Source organism: Paenibacillus sp. CFBP 13594 (assembly GCF_014842675.1).
Taxonomy (GTDB): Bacteria; Bacillota; Bacilli; order Paenibacillales; family Paenibacillaceae; genus Paenibacillus; species Paenibacillus amylolyticus_B.
Genome location: NZ_JACYVQ010000013.1, coordinates 68,594 through 86,737, shown reverse-complemented (window position 1 = coordinate 86,737; position 18,144 = coordinate 68,594). Strand labels below are relative to the sequence as shown.

The following is an 18,144-nucleotide window of genomic DNA, read 5'->3' as shown; positions in this document are numbered from 1 at the left end:
CGATAAAAAAGACGCAAACTTAAAGTTAATCTTTAAGTTTACGCCATAATGTGGCCCGGTTAATCCCCAGGCGCTCTGCCGCCTTTGATTGATTGTTGTTTTCCTCCTGAAGCACAATCTGAATAACTTCTTTTTCGATCTCCTTCAGGGTGCCGTTCAACTTCATTGGGCTAGAAGAAGGTTGCTGATCGAGCAAGCGGGATAAGGTAGCCGTGGTGATTATATATTCCTGTTCATTAAGCGCAGCCTGCTTAATCAGATGTTTCAACTGGTTAACATTCATATGTGTGATCTGTTCTTGGATTAGCTGTAGTGCATCTTCTTTTATTCTCACCGCAGTAGTTCCGTATTTGTGGTAGTACCCCGTAAGGAAATGCTGCATCAGTGGAGCCAGATCTTCTGGTCTATCCGCAAGATTTGGCATCATGATTGTATTAAGCTCCAGATCGAGTGACCAATGTGGGTTCAATGCCTGCTCCCCGAGTATAAACACCCCAATCCGGTTATGAAGGCAGCTCTGGATAAAGGAGAGCAACTCCGGATCTTCCATACGTGTTTCCATGTGGTTAATTTCTATATTTCTAACTTTGGCGAGTGGTATCTTGTGCAAATGACCAGGCGGAACTTGCGAGAGATCGATCTGTAATAACAGTCCGCCGGCAGAGTACATCTGATGAATATGTTTGACCAGAAAAGATTTACCGGAATCCGCTTCACCTAGCAGATAGATCGGTTCATGATTCTCGTAAAGTGCCCGAATGTTCTTTAATACCGCCTTCATGGCAGGGGATTCGGCAACGATAGGCTCCATCGATGCGTCCGTGAACGTTGTTATGCCGAATTGTGCAAAGGCATAGGGTTGTCCTTTTTCCAGCATGTATACCTTGTAGTTCTTGTTGTCCAGGGCCGTTTCATAGGCGTTAACCGTGAGCTGGTAATCGTCCACCATGAACACATTTTGGACCTGGGATTGGTGGAATTCCAGACTCGTGTTAGTCAGATACATGTGATTATCGGTCAGTGGATTTTTCTCGAAATCAGTCAGGTTCTCGAATACGACTTCATTCCGTTCATTTAAAATAAGCAAATTCGGATGTTCCCGTGTAACCAGGTCATTCAGTATGATCGATATCGCATGATTTTTGCTCAAATAACGGTAGACCAGCTGCGCATCTTCCATCGCTCTAAGGATGGATTCCTGACCGGATTGGATTAACAATCCCTCCAGACCATAAGTCTTCGCAGTGTTGACGGTGATCACATCTCCGACAATCTGGCGGTAACCGGAAGCTTTCAGCTCCAAGAGCAACCGTGCCACATCTTCCGAGCTATGTATGGTATAGACCTTGAGAGGCAGATCCATCAGATCAATAATCGATTGTGCACCAGAGGTGATGTTGGAGAAACCAACAATCGCTGTTTGGCCGTTAAACTGGCTTGCCAGGGTAAGTGAACGAATCATATCATAACCCGATAACTGCACATCAATGACGGGAATGGTCACTGCTTTTTTAATGAGTTGGGCGGTTCCGCCGCGGCTGATGATAATCTCTGCACCGTTTTTCTCAGCTTGAGTTGCTAATTCCACACCTTTTGCCAAGTCGCCCACGTCCGTCTGAATGGTTAACTGGGGAAAGCGGGGAATACACTCTTGTATAATAGGAATCATCGATTCATAGGGAGCAATAAAGTGAACTCGTGTACGCATATTTTTCCTGCCTTTATAGAAAACTTTGATCCCCTTATTATAGCCAACTTGTGAAGGAATGGCACCTATGGGGGGAATCAACACGGCTACATCTGAAAAATGGCTATGGGTATGGCTTAAATCACCGAGTGGAATGTGATGAAGTGCACTGAATCGAATCCTTGACTATTTCAAAATTAATGGATCATTGCACACGCTAATTATAGAGAAATGAGGAGTTTTATATGGGAGACATTCATAAAGTAGCTGAGCCAGATCACATCATTAAGGATGTTGTCGGAAAGTTCCCTTGCAGGGTGCTATGGAGTGAGGGCCGTCCATGTCTGGAATATCAACGGGAAGAAGAGTTAACCCAGATCGAAGAATACATTCGCACAGTGTACAATGTTGAGCTGTTGGATGTGTTTTTCACCGCGGTGGAGAGCCTTCCGGTTGAGCCATAGATTAGGTTGGGATGATGATTCGGGCAAAGGGTTAGTACTTAAGTTTTTTGTGTTTATACAGGGTTATAAGGCGACACTATAGGTGTTCGTCTTTTCTTTTATTACTCCATTACTATCTGACTTTGGATCGTATGGACACCAGTTGCAATCGTGAAATGTGAAACGTATGTGGGCGTATTCATGTATTATAGTATACATATGAACTTTTCGGAGGAGGAACACGTAATGGGAATCTTATCGAGGTTTAGAGACGTGATGAAGGCCAATGTGAACCACATGCTGTCGCGGGCGGAAGACCCGGAGAAGAGCGTGAATGAGTATATGCGCAACCTGAGCAGTGATCTGGGTCAGGTGAAGGCCGAGACGACGGCGGTGTTGTCGGACGAGAGCCGGGCGAAGCGAGCACTGGATGAGTGCAGCGCCGAGGTCAAGAAGTTACAGCGGTACGCAGAGAAATCGGCGGAGTCGGGAGACGAAGACAAGGCACGTAATTTTCTGGAGAAGAAAGTGAAGCTGGCTGACAAATTGAAAGAATTACAGGCTGCCTATGAACGGGCTTCAGCCAAAGCCAAGATGATGAAGCATATGAATGATAAATTGGTTGCAGATCTGGGACAACTGGAAGCACGGCATGCAGAGCTGAAAGGTCGCATGGCAGATGCGAAGGCGCAGCAACAGGCCAATGAACGGAATGCATCTACGGGCAGAGCTGATGCTGCATTGAAGGCCATGGAAGACAAGGCGAACCAGGCGTTAAATGAAGCAGAGGCTTTGGCAGAACTCCGCGCTGGGGCACAGGAAGATGATTTGGACGAATTAATTGCCCAGTTGGAGAGGGACATGAACGCAGATGCGGGTAATAATGAGAATGCGTCGCCAAGTGCAGAGGAAGAACTCGCAGCGATTCAGGAGAAGTTGAAGAAGTGAGTTTAACTTGCACACTACAACGTAGAGGACAGAAAAGAATCATATTTCGTTAACATTGAGGTGAGCAGATGCCGGTTATTGAATATAAATGTCCAAACTGCGGCAGTGGCATGATCTTTGACAGTGTGTCAGGTGCATTATCCTGTCCCAGCTGCGGTCGCCAGGACAACATAGAGCAGATCCCCGATCCCTTGAAGAGACAAGTATTCACCGAAAATGAGGTCAAAGAATACCACTGTAACAGTTGCGGAGCTGACATTGTCACGGAGCCGGAGACCAGTGCGACGACATGCAGTTTCTGCGGTGCAGCGGTTGTACTCAGTGATCGGCTGACGGGCAATCTGGCCCCCGCGATGGTGATTCCCTTTTCGATCAACAAGGATCAAGCCAAACAGGCTTTCAAAAAGTGGTGCAAAAATGGCCTCTTAACGCCAAGTGGTTTCATGTCCGCCGATCGGATTCAGAGCATTACCGGCATGTACGTACCGTTCTGGTTGTATGAGCTACATAACAAGATCGAAGTGCATGGCCGTGGCACCAAGGTCAGATCCTACACCCAGGGTGACTACCATTACACGGAAACACAGCATTTCGATATATACCGCCGGATTCGGCTGAATTACGTGAATCTGCCCATCGATGCATCGGAGAAAATGAAGGATGAACTGATGGATAAGCTGGAGCCTTTTCCATATAACCAGCTGAAATTGTTCAAGACCCCGTATCTGGCGGGGTACATTGCGGAAAAATACAGTTATACAGATGAGGAACTTTTTCCACGGGCCAAGGATAAAACGAGGTCTTACATTGATTCTTATATTGCATCAACTGTATCCGGATATACCAGCGTGAGCTACACGGACAAACAGATTGATACCACGCTCAAAAATGCAGACTATGTGCTGCTCCCGGTGTGGATGGTCAACTATGACTACAATCGGGCACAGTATACCTTTGCCATGAATGGTCAGACAGGGAAAGTGGTCGGCAAACCGCCGATCAGCAAAGCCAAAGTCGCCGGATGGTTCGCAGGAGTATCTGCCGTCTCGTTGCTGTCACTGAAGCTGGTCTCCTGGATGATGGGAGGTGGATTCTTATGAGAAAAAGAACTCCTCTGGTCGTCGTGATGGCTACGCTCATTTTACTTATGATCACCCTTGTTGCTCCGTTGATTCCCATGTCTTCGGCATCCGCAGCGGAGAACAAAAATCTCATCTACGATGAAGCCAACCTGCTGAGTGAGCAGGATAAAGTTGAGCTGAATGCACTTGCGAATCAGTATGGCGCGGAACGGCAGACGGACTTTGTTATTTTGACAACAAATAATGCTGAGAATCAGGATATCGTGCTCTTAACTGAAGATTTTTATGATAAGCAGGAGCTAGGGTACGACAAGAAATTTGGCAATGCTGTCATTTTAACGATGGATATGAATAATCGAGAAGTGTATCTGGCGGGATTTTATAAGGCAAAAGAATACCTGAGTGATCAGCGACTGGATTCTATCCGTAACCGGATTACCTCTGAGTTATCCAGTGGGGACTATAAACTCGCATTTGAGAAATATATTGAGCTCTCTTACAAATATATGGGGTACGAACCGGGTGTGAATCCGAACAATATTTTGTTCAACGGCTGGTTTCAGTTGGGAGTATCGGTAGTACTGGGCGGTATTGTTGTTGGCATGATGACCTATCGTTCCGGGGGGCGTGTCACGGTCAATCGTGCGACTTATGAGGATTCAAGTAATTCCAGTGTAATTGATCGGCAGGATCGTTATATCCGTACGACCGTAACCAAGCGCAAAATTGAGAAGAACAATAACAATGGAGGCGGAGGCGGCGGTGGAGGTACATCGCGAGGCGGTCATTCACACAGTGGGAGTAGAGGGTCGTTTTAATAAAAAAATAATCGGAGTACGTTAAATAGAAGGGATGGGAACGAATATGGGATTTTTCAAAAATCAATTTTCGAATGTGGTGGAATGGGAAGAGTTCAGAGATGACATGATATTTTGGAAATGGAGCAACCGGGAGATCAAGAAGGGGAGTAAACTTATCATCCGTTCGGGTCAGGACGCCATTTTCCTGAATAACGGTAAAGTGGAAGGGATTTTCGAGGACGAAGGATCATTTAATATCGATTCCGAGATCATTCCATTCCTTTCTACATTAAAAGGATTCAAATTCGGATTCAACAGCGGCATGCGAGTCGAAGTATTGTTTGTAAATACCAAAGAGTTCACCGTGCGCTGGGGCACACAAAGTCCGGTGTTGATTCCAACACCACAACTCTCGGGCGGGATGCCGATTCGGGCCAACGGTACATTTAATTTTAAAGTAAGTGACTATGTGACCCTGATTGATAAGATTGCAGGCATCAAGCAGAGTTATCTGGTGGAGGATGTCAAAATCCGAATCACTTCCGTGCTGGATCAGCTTCTAATGAAGTGGATTAGCCGCGAAGGGAAGGATATGTTCAACCTGCAGGCCAATGCATCGGATATTGCCAAGGGGATTCAGGAAGATCTGGATATGCAGATGATGGACATCGGAATTGGGATTACCGGTTTCCAAGTGATGAGCTTCAACTATCCAAAAGAGATTCAGGATATGATTACAAAGACCGCTTCGCACGAGATGATTGGTAATCTGCAAAAGTATCAGCAGGTCAGCATGACAGACGGCATCTCATCTGGTAAAGTACAGGGCGGCGGCGCAGCTTCGGATATGGCGGGCATGATGATGGGTATGAACATGGCCAATGAAATGATGAAAAACATGAACCAGAACCAAGGCCAAAACCAGAACAACAACAATGCCAATTCGTCTCAGAATCAGAATGCCGACCAGAAACCAGCGGGCAATAGCAACGGTGATTCAACTTCATCTTCATCAACAGAAGGCAACAAGAAGCCAAACTTCTGCCCGAACTGTGGAGCCAAAAATGAAGGAGCCAACTTCTGTCCGAACTGTGGTCAAAAGCTAGGCTAATAAAATAAATACATGTAGGGTTAGGTCCGTAGGAAGTAAAGTTACTGCGGAGCTAGCCCTTTTTTGTTTGGAATGATAGTTATAGCAACAGGGTTAAGAGCAGGGAGGTAGTTCATTTATTTTAGTTTTGATAAAACAGTTGACAACCAATTACAAATCATTTATCTTTAACTTAAGATATTTAATTTGAATATAAAAACAACAACAAACAAATATCTTTAATCCATTACATGAGGAGCGATCAAGATGATGATCCCAACATTGACCAGAATTAATGAACTTGCAAGAAAAGCTAAAGAGGGCGGATTGACGGAGATGGAGAAAGAGGAACGGGTTAATCTTCGCCAGGAATATCTGCAAACTTTTCGCGGTTCGGTCAACGACATTCTCTTGAATGCAACCATCTATGATCCGAACGGCGATGACGTGACTCCTGATAAATTGAAACAAGAACAAGCCAATCAAAACAACAACTAGAATATAATTCGCCAGACCATATATCTTAATTTAAAGATAAAACAAATTTATATAAATCACGTTACTGAATTTTGTAAACACCTATCAAATCCAAAACATGCTTAACAAACCAAGGAGGAATTAATCATGACTATTCAAACAGCAGGTATTCACCATATTACAGCTTTCGCAGGAGATCCACAGGCCAACGTTGATTTTTATGCCGGAGTTCTGGGACTTCGTCTGGTGAAAAAAACAATCAATTTCGATGCACCTGATGTATATCATCTGTATTTTGGCGATGAGCACGGAAGCCCAGGTACCATCATTACCTTCTTCCCATCCGCTGGATCACCACGGGGCAAAATTGGCGGAGGTCAGGTCGGCATCACTTCCTATGTCATTCCTCCTGGGTCGATTGGCTTCTGGCAGAATCGGCTGGAACAGTATAACATTGAGGTAACCAAAACAAGTCGCTTCAATGAAGAGCTGCTTCAATTCGAAGATAGCGAAGGCTTGCGGCTTGAGCTTGTGGAACGGGAAGAGGGAGCAACCAGCACTTGGGCTCACGAAGGAATTCCAACAGATCAAGCGATCAAAGGCTTTGGCGGTGCTGTCCTGTTCAGTGTAAACCCGGTGAGAACGATGGATGCGCTTGAGAAAATTTTGGGATTTGTCAAAGTGGGTGAAAATGAAGAGTATGCCCGTTTCCGGTCGAGTGGAGACATCGGTAATGTTGTGGATGTTCCGGTAACCCGTATACCTCTGGGAATGGGTGGAGCTGGAACGGTGCATCATATTGCATGGCGCGCCACAGATGACGTGGAACATGCACAGTGGAGCGAAGTTGTACGTGATTACGGATACCAACCGACCCCAGTTCGGGATCGTCAGTACTTTAACGCAATTTACTTCAGAGAAGCTGGCGGCATTCTGTTCGAGATTGCTACCGATCCTCCGGGCTTTGCCAAAGATGAACCTGCTGATTCGCTCGGACAAAAATTGATGCTGCCAGAGTGGTTTGAGAAATACCGCCCTCAAATTGAGGACAATCTGCAACCAATCGTGGTAAGAACACTCGAACCTGCTACAACTGCGAAATAATAAGAGTTCTATTACTATAAAATCAAAGGAGCAACGAAGGATGATGGAGAAAAAGGTTACCTGGCTGGAGCTGTTTTACGATCTGCTCTTCGTAGCAGCGGTCTCCAAAGCGGGTCATGTCTTGTTACATGCCGAACACGGAGTAATTACGTTTGAATACTTAATGAAGTTTGTGCTTATTTTCATCCCTGTTTGGTGGGCATGGGTTGGTCAGACCTTGTTTATTAACCGCTATGGTCAAGATATTCTGATCCATCGAATATTCCTCATCCTTCAGCTTCTGTCCGTTATGGTCATGACGGCGAGCCTCTCTACCCATTTTGACCAGTACTACCTGTCCTTCTTCATCGGATATATCGGTTCACGGGCGTTTACGGCCATTCAGTATCTGACGGTTCACAAGTCGAAAAGCGAGCATCAGCAGAAAGCCGCCCGGTACTTGGGCATCTGTTTCCTCATTGGAATATTGATCTCATCGGGCTCATTGTTTTTCGATTCATGGTTGCGCTACGTAATTCTGTATGCAGGAATTGCGGTGGACATTGTACTTCCGTTGATGGGACGTAAAAACTTGGTGAAAGTACCGGTTCAGACTCATCATTTGTTGGAACGTTTCGCGTTATTTACACTTATCCTGCTAGGTGAATCGGTAGTTAGTATTATTGCCGTGCTGCAAGCCGATCATTGGGATATGAAATCCATCCTGTTTGCCGCATTTACGTCCATCTTTGTCATTGCGATATGGTGGCAGTACTTCGACAACGTGGAGAAAAAGGTCAGCAAAGAGATTCAGACTGCCGGGCAAGCGATCATATACGGACATCTGTTCATCTACATCTCCATGAGTATGATCGCTGCTTCAATTCAGCTGTTATATCAGAATCAGTTAAACTATGTGTTCATGCTAGGGTTTGTATTTGGATCGACGCTACTGTATTTCTTGTCGACCTCACTTGTGTTCCATCGTTACAGACACGCACATCTGCGACTGGGTCCGCGCCATCTGGCGTTCATGGTAGGGTTACTGGTGGCATTTGTCCTTGTGGATCTGGTTTACCAGGTTCCGGGTTATGTCATCATGGGCGAAGACATGTTATTCTTCCTGGTGTATGCGAAACTTACGACTTGATATAGTGTATTAAAATGAAGAAAAGTCACGGACAACAGGTGTCCGTGGCTTTTTGTTATGCCACTAATCGTGGACATTTTTTAATAATATAAATAATGCACAAATCTAATTTAATTTCTTCTATAGAATCTGTTAATATGAGACTATGTACAAGTGAATCTACCAGATCACAGAATATCTTTTATATAAAATGAGTGTACGTTTTGTTATATAAATTGAACTAAACATTTATACGAAACGGAGAGGACAGAAAAAACCTGAAGAAGCGAAAGCGTTCGCCTTTATCCCCGGATTTTCCCCATATAAGGGGGATTCATAAAATCTGGGGATAACAGCGATCGGAAGGTTATTCTGTCATCGGAGTGTCCAGTGTAAATATTCTTTAGTTCAATTTATATAGTTCACTTTATATATAGCGATTCGTAGATATGGGGATGACAATCAGGAGGGAAATCATTGAGCACACATCAAATTGGAGTTCCATTGGAAGGGTTTGCAGAGTTTAGTCGTACGGTTGCCGCAGAAGGAGCCGTTTTAGTCAGAAATGAAGGCCAAGTGCTTCCACTTCGTGAAAACGAAAACGTTTCAGTTTTTGGACGGATTCAAGTCAATTATTATCGGAGCGGCACGGGTTCAGGCGGTAGTGTCCATGTAGCCTACACAACGAATCTGCTCGATGGTCTGCGCAGCAAAAAGAATATAACGGTGAATGAAGAACTGGCAGCTGTCTATGAGAAGTGGATTGAAGAGAATCCATTTGATGATGGCGGAAAAGTATGGGCGGCCGAGCCATGGAATCAGAAAGAAATGCCTTTGACGGATGACCTGATTGCACAGGCTAGAAGCAAATCTAGCAAAGCCATTATCGTGATTGGACGTACAGCAGGAGAAGATCAGGATAATGCGGATGCGCCAGGAAGTTACCAACTGACAGAAGATGAAAAAGCGATGCTGAAGCAAGTCACTGCGCAGTTTGAACACACTATCGTTGTGTTGAATGTCTCGAATATCATCGACATGAGCTGGTTAAACGAAACGTATCTACATCCGATTCAAGGTGTAATTTACTCCTGGCATGGCGGTATGGAGGGTGGCAACGCGATTGCTGATGTGCTGGCGGGAGACGTTACACCAAGCGGTAAACTGACAGATACGATTGCATATTCCATCGAGGATTATCCTTCGACAAGCAACTACGGCAATGAGTTCAAGAACCTGTATCAGGAAGATATCTATGTAGGTTATCGTTATTTCGAAACGTTTCGACCTGAGCGTGTTCAGTTTGAATTCGGTTACGGCCTGTCTTATACGACGTTCTTGGCTCAGCATGAAGAAGCGAAATCTGTGTCCAAAGACGGCGAAACCTACATTGAAGTTCGTGTCAATGTGACCAACTCAGGTACAACATATGCGGGCAAAGAGGTTGTGCAAGTCTATTATGAAGCCCCACAAGGCAAACTGGGACAACCGGTGAAGGCTTTGGTGGCTTTTGGCAAAACAGGATTGTTGCAGCCGGGCGAGTCAGAAATTCTGACGATCAGCTTCCCGATCCATGCCATGGCATCTTACGATGATGCAGGTGTTACGGGCTATGCTTCCGCATACGTTCTGGAAGAAGGCACATACCGACTGCATGTAGGAACCAGTGTGAAACAAGTGCAGCATATCAGCATTGATGGCCAGGATGGCTATATTATTGAATCTCTTCAATTGGTGGAGCAACTGCAAGAAGCGATGGCTCCAACGGAAGATTTTACAAGGATGAAACCAGGTGCGCGCAAGGAAGATGGATCTTATGAACTGACTTATGCAGAAGTGCCGAAACGTAAGATATCCATGGCGAACCGGATTGAGCAGAATCTCCCGCAAACGCTGGAGCAGACGGGGAATCAGGGGCACAAGCTGAGTGACGTTAAAGCTGGCAAAGTGAGTCTGGAAACCTTCATCGCTCAACTGAGTGATCAGGATCTGGCGGCGATTGTCCGTGGCGAAGGCATGAGCAGTCCGCTCGTTACTTCGGGGACGGCATCTGCATTTGGTGGTGTCAGCGACAGCCTGTTTAATTACGGTATTCCGGTAGCATGTACGGCAGATGGCCCGTCGGGTATTCGTATGGATAGTGGCGAGAAGGCAACACAGGTATCCATTGGTACGTTGCTTGCGGCGACATGGAACAAGGATCTTGTTGAAGAGTTGTATGTGATGGAAGGGCAGGAATTACTGAGAAATCAGGTAGATACCCTGCTCGGACCTGGACTCAATATCCGCCGGAGCCCGCTCAATGGCCGGAACTTTGAATACTTCTCCGAAGATCCACTGATCTCGGGTGTATTTGCCGCAGCATGTACGAAAGGTATCATGAAGGGTGGTTCCAATGCCACACTGAAACACTTTGCCTGTAACAATCAGGAGAAACACCGCAGTAAAGTAGATGCTGTTGTCTCCGAACGTGCACTGCGTGAAATTTACCTGAAAGGGTTCGAAATCGCTGTAAAAGAAGGCGGAGCCAACTCCATCATGACTTCCTACAACCCGGTTAACGGACACTGGGCGGCATCCAACTACGACCTGAACACCACGATTTTGCGTGGCGAATGGAATTTCGACGGAATCGTAATGACCGACTGGTGGGCGATTATGAATGATGTGACCGAAGGTGGAGAAGCTGATCGCAAATACACGAACTGGATGATTCGTGCACAGAATGATCTCTACATGGTTGTACCGAACTACGGCGCAGAGATCAATGGTTGGGATGACAACACGATTGAATCCTTGGAAAATGGAACATTGACTCGCGGAGAGCTGCAACGCTCGGCGATCAACATCTGCAAGTTCATCATGAATGCACCGGTGTCCGGCAGAAAGCACGAGATCGTAGAGAACGTCGCTTCGTTCCAAGCGAATGCATCTCTATCTTCTGCACAAGCTCAGGCGCTGGTGGAGAACGCACAGGTGAAACCTGCGGTAGCTGAACCCGTCTACATGAAAGTGGACGAGGCAGGTCATTATCGGATTATCGTACAGATCATGTCCCCAGAGCCGGAACTCGCTCAAAGTGCATGTAACCTGCTCTTGAATGACCAGTTGGTAACCACCATCCAAACAAATGGTACGGAAGGCAAATGGATCAGACAGAAGCTTGTCAAAGTAGATCTTGAAGCAGGACTGTATGAATTGAAACTGGACTTTACGAAACCAGGCCTCCAGATTGACTGGATCGAATTCAAACAGGTGTAGAAGGTAATCGGAAATATCAGGTGATAAGAGCAATCGAAAGGTTGTTCTGTCATCCAAAGCAGAATACGTTGGTATATGACAAAGGACACTGTACGCGGGTGTCCTTTGTTGTAACACAGAATAGCTACTGTTATGATAGTGTTATGAGATTCGTAGTTCTGAACAATGGGGTCAGGGGTGTTGCGAGGAATGAGAAATTATAATTTTTTGAGTCCAATCCTGCTGGTTGTGGTGGCGCTGATTGTAAGAGGCCTGGTGACTAACCTGGGAGTTCTTTTCGGACTATCACAAGAAGTGGCGAGTAATATTGCCATGATAGCCATGATTATTGCGGCACTGATTATGTTTAATCGAATGACGAAGGCTCGGCGTAGAAAATAGAAAAAGCTCGGATAACCAGAAGGTTATCCAAGACATGAAGACACCCTCCGGGTGTCTTTTTTGTATTGACGTACTGATCCTAACGTTTTAGACTATTGCTAATAAATAATAACATTGTAAATAACAAAAATAACAAAATTAAAAACAGGTAAAGTATTTATGTTCGTTGCACTCTCTATTTGCCAGCTCCCCCATTGCGATCCCAAAGGAGAACCCATTCATGAAGATCATTGCCTACGAACAATATATCTTTCAGGAAGGTCGACCTATTCGGATTGCGATCTGGAAGCTGACCGTTGCCCACAATGATGAAGAAGGATCGCAGGAGCGCTGATGAAGCGTTCAGTCGGTCCTTTATGTCATGGATCAGGCTGTGTGCAGTTCGAGTGATGGGTAACGATACGGGTTAACGGTGCGAGGGTCGGGTGAGAACACAGGATTATACTTTCGGAAGTATCTACTTACGACTTCATGCCTGCTGATGAGCACCTTATTACGCTGGACTAATTTTCAATGAAGTGAAGGGAGCGATCCTTATGGAAAGACAGCCTGTATTGGAAGTCATTGCTGTGGATGTGGAAGATGCCAAGGCAGCTGAGGAGGGAGGGGCCGATCGGATTGAGCTGGTGTCTGCGATGTCTGAAGGGGGGCTTACTCCAAGTTATGGCGTTATGGAGCATGTCGTGTCCCAGGTTTCCATTCCGGTGTATGTCATGATCCGTCCCCACAGTCGCTCGTTCCGCTATAGCGCAGATGACATGCACGCCATGACCTACGATGTTCGCGTGGCGAAGGAACTTGGAGCCGCTGGCATTGTGATCGGTGCCCTCACGGGAGAGGGTGGAGTAGATCTCATCAGCTTGCAATCATGTATGGCCGAAGCTGAGGGTTTGGGCGTTACGTTTCATCGTGCAATTGATCAAAGTGCAAGTCTGACTGAGGCGCTCAAGGCCATTAACACATTGGGCAATGTGGAGCGTGTGCTTACATCGGGAGGGAAACGGACAGCACCTGAAGCCATACTGGAGCTGAAACAGCTTCAGGAACTGGGGCAAACCTTGAACATCGCTGTCATGGCAGGGTCGGGGGTCACCATAGAGGGGATTGAAACGCTAGTGAGTCAGACGGGCATCACGGAGATCCATATGGGATCAGGCGTACGCGGTGAAGGAAGCTTTGACCATCCCGCAGATTCACAGCTTATTGCTCAAGCCAAGCAGCAGTTATTACAGGCATCACTGCCATTCATGGACAGTAATGTAATCCGTAACGATCCAAAAAGCAAGGGTGGTCCAGTGACATAGAAACGCACGAAATAAAAGGAGTGATACGCCATGAACTATGACATGCAAGCAGCCGAATGGATCAAGTTCGCAGCAGAGGTCAGCCCATCCGAACGCCAGTTGAGATGGCAGGAGATGGAGTTTTACGCCTTTATTCATTTTACGGTAAATACTTTCACGGATCGGGAATGGGGCACTGGGGAGGAAGAACCGTTGATCTTCAATCCTTCTGAACTAAGCGCAGCGCAATGGGTGCAGGCATGCAAGGCTGCCGGGATGAAGGGGCTGATTTTGACGTGTAAGCATCATGATGGATTTTGTTTGTGGCCAAGCCAGTATACAGCGCATACGGTCGCGGCCAGTCCATGGAGGAATGGTGCGGGGGATTTGGTTCGGGAAGTCGCCGATGCCTGCCGTGAGGGTGGATTGAAGTTTGGCGTGTACCTGTCTCCTTGGGATCGGCATGAAGCCACTTATGGAGATTCCGAGAGGTATAACGAGTTTTTCCTTCATCAGTTACGCGAGCTGCTTACGAATTATGGCGACATCTTCTGTGTATGGTTTGACGGCGCGTGTGGTGAGGGTCCGAATGGCAAAAGACAGATCTACGACTGGGACGCCTATTATGCGCTTATTCGTGAACTCCAGTCCGAAGCTGTTATCTCGGTATGTGGCCCGGATGTTCGCTGGTGTGGCAATGAAGCGGGGCATACGCGGGAATCGGAATGGAGCGTTGTGCCCGCGCATATGCAGGATAATGAGAAGATTCAAGAGCAATCGCAGCAAGTGGATGATGGTGAGTTTGCCACAAGGATTAATACACAGGACCGTGATTTGGGAAGCCGAGAGGTCATTCGTTCCCAAGGTGAGCAATTGATCTGGTACCCTGCCGAGGTGAATACCTCCATTCGCCCGGGATGGTTTTATCATGCCAGTGAGGATGATCAGGTCAAAACATTGGAAGAACTGCTCGCCGTCTATTACGGTGCAGTAGGGGGAAATGCCACCTTTTTGCTCAATCTGCCACCGGATACGCGTGGTCTCATTCACGAATGGGATGTGGAGCGACTACAGGAATTGGGAGATTCGCTTCGTGCTATTTTCCAGGAAAATTTGGCCTTGCAGGCGCTGGTAACAGCATCGGAGACGATGGATGAACAACATGTCGTATCGGAGGTGCTGACGGAACGACGGGATACGTATTGGTGTCCTCGTGAAGGAACGGAGCAGGCTTGGATCGAGCTGGATTTGCAGGAGGAAACGACGTTTGACCGGGTGGTGCTGATGGAACATATCGAGATAGGCCAACGGATTGAGCGTTTTACACTGGAGTCACAGAGGGCAGATGGGGGTTGGGAGGCGTTCTACATGGGGACGGTGGTGGGGTATAAACGAATTTGCTGTTTCCCACAGGTCACATCGAGAAGGATGCGATTAACCATTCATGAATCCAGATGGTATCCTACGTTGTCCGGGTTAGGCATATATCTGAGCGAGCGGGGAGGGTTGTAAAATGGCGTTGCTAACGTATAAAGGTTCACAATTTATGTATGATGGCGAGCCCATTCGGATTTTGTCCGGTGCCATCCATTATTTCAGAGTGGTCCCCGAGTATTGGGAGGATCGACTAATTAAGCTGAAAGCCTGCGGTTTCAATACAGTGGAAACGTATGTGCCGTGGAATGTCCATGAGCCGCAGCCGGGGCAGTATTGTTTTGAAGGCATGGCTGATCTGGAACGTTTTATTCGCATTGCAGGAGCTGTGGGTCTGCATGTAATTGTACGTCCGAGTCCTTATATATGTGCGGAGTGGGAATTTGGCGGATTACCTTCCTGGCTGCTTGCAGCTGATGATATCCGTCTTCGGTGTAATGATGCAAAATTTCTGGCGAATGTGGATCGTTATTATGATGTGCTTTTGTCCAAAATGAAACCTCTTCTGAGCACCCATGGCGGGCCGATCATTGCAATGCAAATTGAAAATGAGTACGGCAGCTTCGGGAACGACGCGAGTTACCTGCAATATTTACGTGATGGCATGGTAGCACGCGGTATGGATGTGTTGTTATTTACCTCGGACGGACCGACAGACCACATGCTGCAAGCGGGATCAATCCCGGGGCATCTGGCTACAGTTAATTTTGGATCAGGAACGGAGGGAGCGTTTGCCAAGCTGCGTGAATATCAGGCGGATGGACCTTTAATGTGCATGGAGTATTGGAACGGCTGGTTTGACCACTGGGGCGAGTCGCATCACACCCGAGAAGCTGCAGATGTGGCTGGTGTGTTTGAGGAGATGCTCCGGGCAGGTGCTTCGGTTAACTTTTATATGTTCCACGGCGGAACAAACTTTGGATTTTACAACGGGGCGAACTGTCAGCAGAAGGATCAATACGAACCAACGATTACAAGTTACGACTACGATTCACTGCTCAGTGAATCCGGGGAGCCGACAGCAAAATTTCATGCCGTACGTGATCTTATTGCTCGGTATAGCGATGAAGATCTGGATGAGTTCGTGTTGCCTGAATCGAAGGGGACATTCGCCTATGGGCGAGTGGAATTGAAGCAGCAGGCGTCATTACTTACACAATTGGACCGGATATCAGCCCCGGTGCAACGCACGAATCCAGAACCGATGGAGAAGCTGGGTCAGGATTATGGATTTATTTGTTATCAAACCCGAATATCCGGGCCCAGGGAGCGACAGGAACTGGTGGTTCAGGAGGTTCGTGACCGTGCGCTTGTGTTTGTTGATGGGCAATTTCAGGGTGTGCTCGAACGGGGAAATACAGCAGTATCGGTTACCTTTGAAGTGCCGCCAGAGGGTGCAGAACTATTGATCCTTGTCGAAAATATGGGGCGAATCAACTATGGCCCGTACCTGAGAGATCCGAAGGGGATTACGGAGGGGGTGCGACATGGCTTTCTATTTTTATTCGATTGGACGATTCATTGTCTGCCATTAACTGATCTGTCGGGTTTGCGATTTAGCGAGAAATTTTCGGCAGGGGATGAAGAAGGAGAGAGAGTGGGGGGAGGGCCAGCCTTTTACCGGGGAAGTTTTCAAGTAACGGGTGTAAGAGATACTTTTCTGCGACTGGATAACTGGACCAAAGGTGTTGTCTTTGTAAACGGATTCAATCTGGGTCGCTACTGGAATAAAGGACCGCAAAAAACATGGTACGTACCTGCCCCACTCCTTCGCGAAGGTGAGAATGAAATTACTGTATTTGAACTCCACGAGACGGCTGATCTGGCCGTTACGTTCGTGGATACACCGGATTTGGGCTAGGAAAAGGAAAATAGGTGAGCCAAACGATTATTGGCAATTGTCGTGTTCACCTGAAAAAGGTATACGTTGGGTATGGACAGCAACTACAGGAGAGGATGAGGAAAAATGAAAGTTGGACTCAGCACCTACAGTCTGCAACAAGCATTGGATCGTAAAGAATTAACCGTACCGGATGCCATTCGCTGGATCGCCGATCAGGGCGGGGAACATGTGGAGATTGTTCCAATGGGATTCAGTCTGATCGAACATCCGGAGTTGATTGATGAGATTAAAGCTGTGGCAAAAGAGGTAGGAATCGATATTTCCAATTATGCTATCGGCGCAAACTTTGCTGTGCAGGAGGACGCCGAAGCGTTGGAGCAAGAGATCCAGAATGTGATGCGACATGTGGATGTGGCTGCCGCGTTAGGTGTGAAACTGATGCGTCATGACGTGGCTTTCCGCCCCGCACCAGAAGGAACCGTAGCACAGTTCGAGATCGACCTGCCGGTACTGGTGAAGGCTTGTCAGCGAATAGCCGATTATGCTGCGGGTTTTGGAATTACAACCAGCGTTGAGAACCATGGGTACTATGTGCAGTCGAGTGAGCGAATTCAGCGTTTGCTCCACGAAACGGCGCGGGAGAACTTCAAGACTACCCTGGATGTTGGCAATTTCCTCTGTGTGGATGAAGATCCGGTGAGTGCTGTGAAAAATAATATCCCGTACGCGTCGATTGTGCATGCCAAAGACTTCTATTGGAGACCTTCCTACCGGAACCCCGGTGAAGGCTGGTTCCAAACCTCGCATGGCAATTACCTGCGCGGTGCCATTGTGGGCCATGGCGATATTAACATGCCTGAAGTTATCCGTGTGTTAAAACAATCCGGGTATGACGGATATATCTCGGTTGAATTTGAAGGCATGGAGGATTGCAAAACCGCCTCACGCATTGCTATGGATAATGTCCGCCGCCTATGGGAAGAGGCATAGGGCTGAGTCCTTGTTTTAAATGAAATATGACTTGTTATGTATGGCTCAAAAAGAAAGTTAATTCATTCAGAAAAAGTAGTGGAGGGGGCGAAATCGATTCTGAAGAAGCGAAGCGTGCGCCTTTATCCCCGGATTTCCCCTTTGCAAAAAGGTGAGTGAAGAAATCTGGGGATAAGAGTGATCGGAAGAACGATTCGCAACCGGAACGTCTAC

Annotated in this window: 15 protein-coding genes; 14 read left to right on the top strand and 1 reads right to left on the bottom strand. The window is 46.9% G+C overall.

Annotated features, from left to right (window positions below):
* Window positions 1-25 precede the first annotated feature (25 nt).
* Window positions 26-1,708 carry a sigma-54-dependent transcriptional regulator gene (locus IFU39_RS28635; RefSeq protein WP_192136202.1) on the bottom strand — a complete coding sequence of 561 codons (1,683 nt, stop codon included), beginning with the start codon at window positions 1,706-1,708 and terminating at the stop codon, window positions 26-28.
* Window positions 1,709-1,932: 224 nt separating this feature from the next.
* Between IFU39_RS28635 and IFU39_RS28630 the strand changes: the two genes are divergently transcribed.
* The 14 genes from IFU39_RS28630 to IFU39_RS28565 all read left to right on the top strand — a co-directional run bounded on the left by IFU39_RS28630 (window position 1,933) and on the right by IFU39_RS28565 (window position 17,931).
* On the top strand, window positions 1,933-2,151 hold the full coding sequence (locus IFU39_RS28630; RefSeq protein ID WP_192136201.1) for a hypothetical protein: 219 nt from the start codon (window positions 1,933-1,935) through the stop codon (window positions 2,149-2,151).
* 225 nt (window positions 2,152-2,376) lie between these two features.
* Window positions 2,377-3,078, top strand: coding sequence for a PspA/IM30 family protein (locus IFU39_RS28625; RefSeq protein ID WP_192136200.1), 702 nt, complete (start codon window positions 2,377-2,379; stop codon window positions 3,076-3,078).
* A 68-nt stretch (window positions 3,079-3,146) separates the two neighbouring features.
* Window positions 3,147-4,178, top strand: a complete 1,032-nt coding sequence (locus IFU39_RS28620; RefSeq protein ID WP_036616300.1) for a hypothetical protein — start codon at window positions 3,147-3,149, stop codon at window positions 4,176-4,178.
* Window positions 4,175-4,978, top strand: coding sequence for a TPM domain-containing protein (locus IFU39_RS28615; RefSeq protein WP_091012081.1), 804 nt, complete (start codon window positions 4,175-4,177; stop codon window positions 4,976-4,978). Before IFU39_RS28620 ends, IFU39_RS28615 begins: the two co-directional genes overlap by 4 nt.
* 46 nt (window positions 4,979-5,024) lie before the next feature.
* The gene (locus IFU39_RS28610; protein ID WP_192136199.1) at window positions 5,025-6,071 is read left to right on the top strand and encodes an SPFH domain-containing protein; all 1,047 of its coding nucleotides are present in this window, start codon (window positions 5,025-5,027) and stop codon (window positions 6,069-6,071) included.
* 249 nt (window positions 6,072-6,320) lie between these two features.
* Window positions 6,321-6,548: a DUF896 domain-containing protein gene (locus IFU39_RS28605; protein ID WP_091012171.1), complete on the top strand. Its 228-nt coding sequence runs from the start codon at window positions 6,321-6,323 to the stop codon at window positions 6,546-6,548.
* A gap of 126 nt (window positions 6,549-6,674) precedes the next feature.
* Window positions 6,675-7,631 (top strand): ring-cleaving dioxygenase, encoded by a 957-nt coding sequence (locus IFU39_RS28600; protein ID WP_192136198.1) that lies wholly within the window; start codon window positions 6,675-6,677, stop codon window positions 7,629-7,631.
* Window positions 7,632-7,671: 40 nt separating this feature from the next.
* On the top strand, window positions 7,672-8,760 hold the full coding sequence (locus IFU39_RS28595; RefSeq protein ID WP_192136197.1) for a low temperature requirement protein A: 1,089 nt from the start codon (window positions 7,672-7,674) through the stop codon (window positions 8,758-8,760).
* A gap of 456 nt (window positions 8,761-9,216) precedes the next feature.
* A complete protein-coding gene (locus IFU39_RS28590) occupies window positions 9,217-12,000 on the top strand; it encodes a glycoside hydrolase family 3 C-terminal domain-containing protein (RefSeq protein ID WP_192136196.1) in 2,784 nt (927 codons plus the stop codon).
* A gap of 207 nt (window positions 12,001-12,207) precedes the next feature.
* The gene (locus tag IFU39_RS28585) at window positions 12,208-12,381 is read left to right on the top strand and encodes a hypothetical protein (RefSeq protein WP_244661153.1); all 174 of its coding nucleotides are present in this window, start codon (window positions 12,208-12,210) and stop codon (window positions 12,379-12,381) included.
* Window positions 12,382-12,917: 536 nt separating this feature from the next.
* Window positions 12,918-13,685: a copper homeostasis protein CutC gene (locus tag IFU39_RS28580; RefSeq protein WP_192136195.1), complete on the top strand. Its 768-nt coding sequence runs from the start codon at window positions 12,918-12,920 to the stop codon at window positions 13,683-13,685.
* Window positions 13,686-13,715: 30 nt separating this feature from the next.
* Entirely contained in the window at window positions 13,716-15,176 is a 1,461-nt protein-coding gene (locus IFU39_RS28575; protein WP_244661152.1) for an alpha-L-fucosidase, read from the top strand.
* A 1-nt stretch (window position 15,177) separates the two neighbouring features.
* Window positions 15,178-16,959, top strand: coding sequence for a glycoside hydrolase family 35 protein (locus IFU39_RS28570; protein ID WP_192136194.1), 1,782 nt, complete (start codon window positions 15,178-15,180; stop codon window positions 16,957-16,959).
* Window positions 16,960-17,064: 105 nt separating this feature from the next.
* Window positions 17,065-17,931 carry a sugar phosphate isomerase/epimerase family protein gene (locus tag IFU39_RS28565; RefSeq protein ID WP_192136193.1) on the top strand — a complete coding sequence of 289 codons (867 nt, stop codon included), beginning with the start codon at window positions 17,065-17,067 and terminating at the stop codon, window positions 17,929-17,931.
* The last annotated feature ends 213 nt before the right edge of the window (window positions 17,932-18,144 follow it).

What these genes read in the sequence shown, in the direction of transcription:
- IFU39_RS28605 (WP_091012171.1), top strand. Translation starts at nt 6,321, where the DNA reads ATGATCCCAACATTGACCAGAATTAATGAACTTGCAAGAAAAGCTAAA.
- IFU39_RS28615 (WP_091012081.1), top strand. Translation starts at nt 4,175, where the DNA reads ATGAGAAAAAGAACTCCTCTGGTCGTCGTGATGGCTACGCTCATTTTA.
- IFU39_RS28595 (WP_192136197.1), top strand. Translation starts at nt 7,672, where the DNA reads ATGATGGAGAAAAAGGTTACCTGGCTGGAGCTGTTTTACGATCTGCTC.
- IFU39_RS28625 (WP_192136200.1), top strand. Translation starts at nt 2,377, where the DNA reads ATGGGAATCTTATCGAGGTTTAGAGACGTGATGAAGGCCAATGTGAAC.
- IFU39_RS28600 (WP_192136198.1), top strand. Translation starts at nt 6,675, where the DNA reads ATGACTATTCAAACAGCAGGTATTCACCATATTACAGCTTTCGCAGGA.
- IFU39_RS28630 (WP_192136201.1), top strand. Translation starts at nt 1,933, where the DNA reads ATGGGAGACATTCATAAAGTAGCTGAGCCAGATCACATCATTAAGGAT.
- IFU39_RS28580 (WP_192136195.1), top strand. Translation starts at nt 12,918, where the DNA reads ATGGAAAGACAGCCTGTATTGGAAGTCATTGCTGTGGATGTGGAAGAT.
- IFU39_RS28565 (WP_192136193.1), top strand. Translation starts at nt 17,065, where the DNA reads ATGAAAGTTGGACTCAGCACCTACAGTCTGCAACAAGCATTGGATCGT.
- IFU39_RS28575 (WP_244661152.1), top strand. Translation starts at nt 13,716, where the DNA reads ATGAACTATGACATGCAAGCAGCCGAATGGATCAAGTTCGCAGCAGAG.
- IFU39_RS28570 (WP_192136194.1), top strand. Translation starts at nt 15,178, where the DNA reads ATGGCGTTGCTAACGTATAAAGGTTCACAATTTATGTATGATGGCGAG.
- IFU39_RS28635 (WP_192136202.1), bottom strand. Translation starts at nt 1,708, where the DNA reads ATGCGTACACGAGTTCACTTTATTGCTCCCTATGAATCGATGATTCCT.
- IFU39_RS28620 (WP_036616300.1), top strand. Translation starts at nt 3,147, where the DNA reads ATGCCGGTTATTGAATATAAATGTCCAAACTGCGGCAGTGGCATGATC.
- IFU39_RS28610 (WP_192136199.1), top strand. Translation starts at nt 5,025, where the DNA reads ATGGGATTTTTCAAAAATCAATTTTCGAATGTGGTGGAATGGGAAGAG.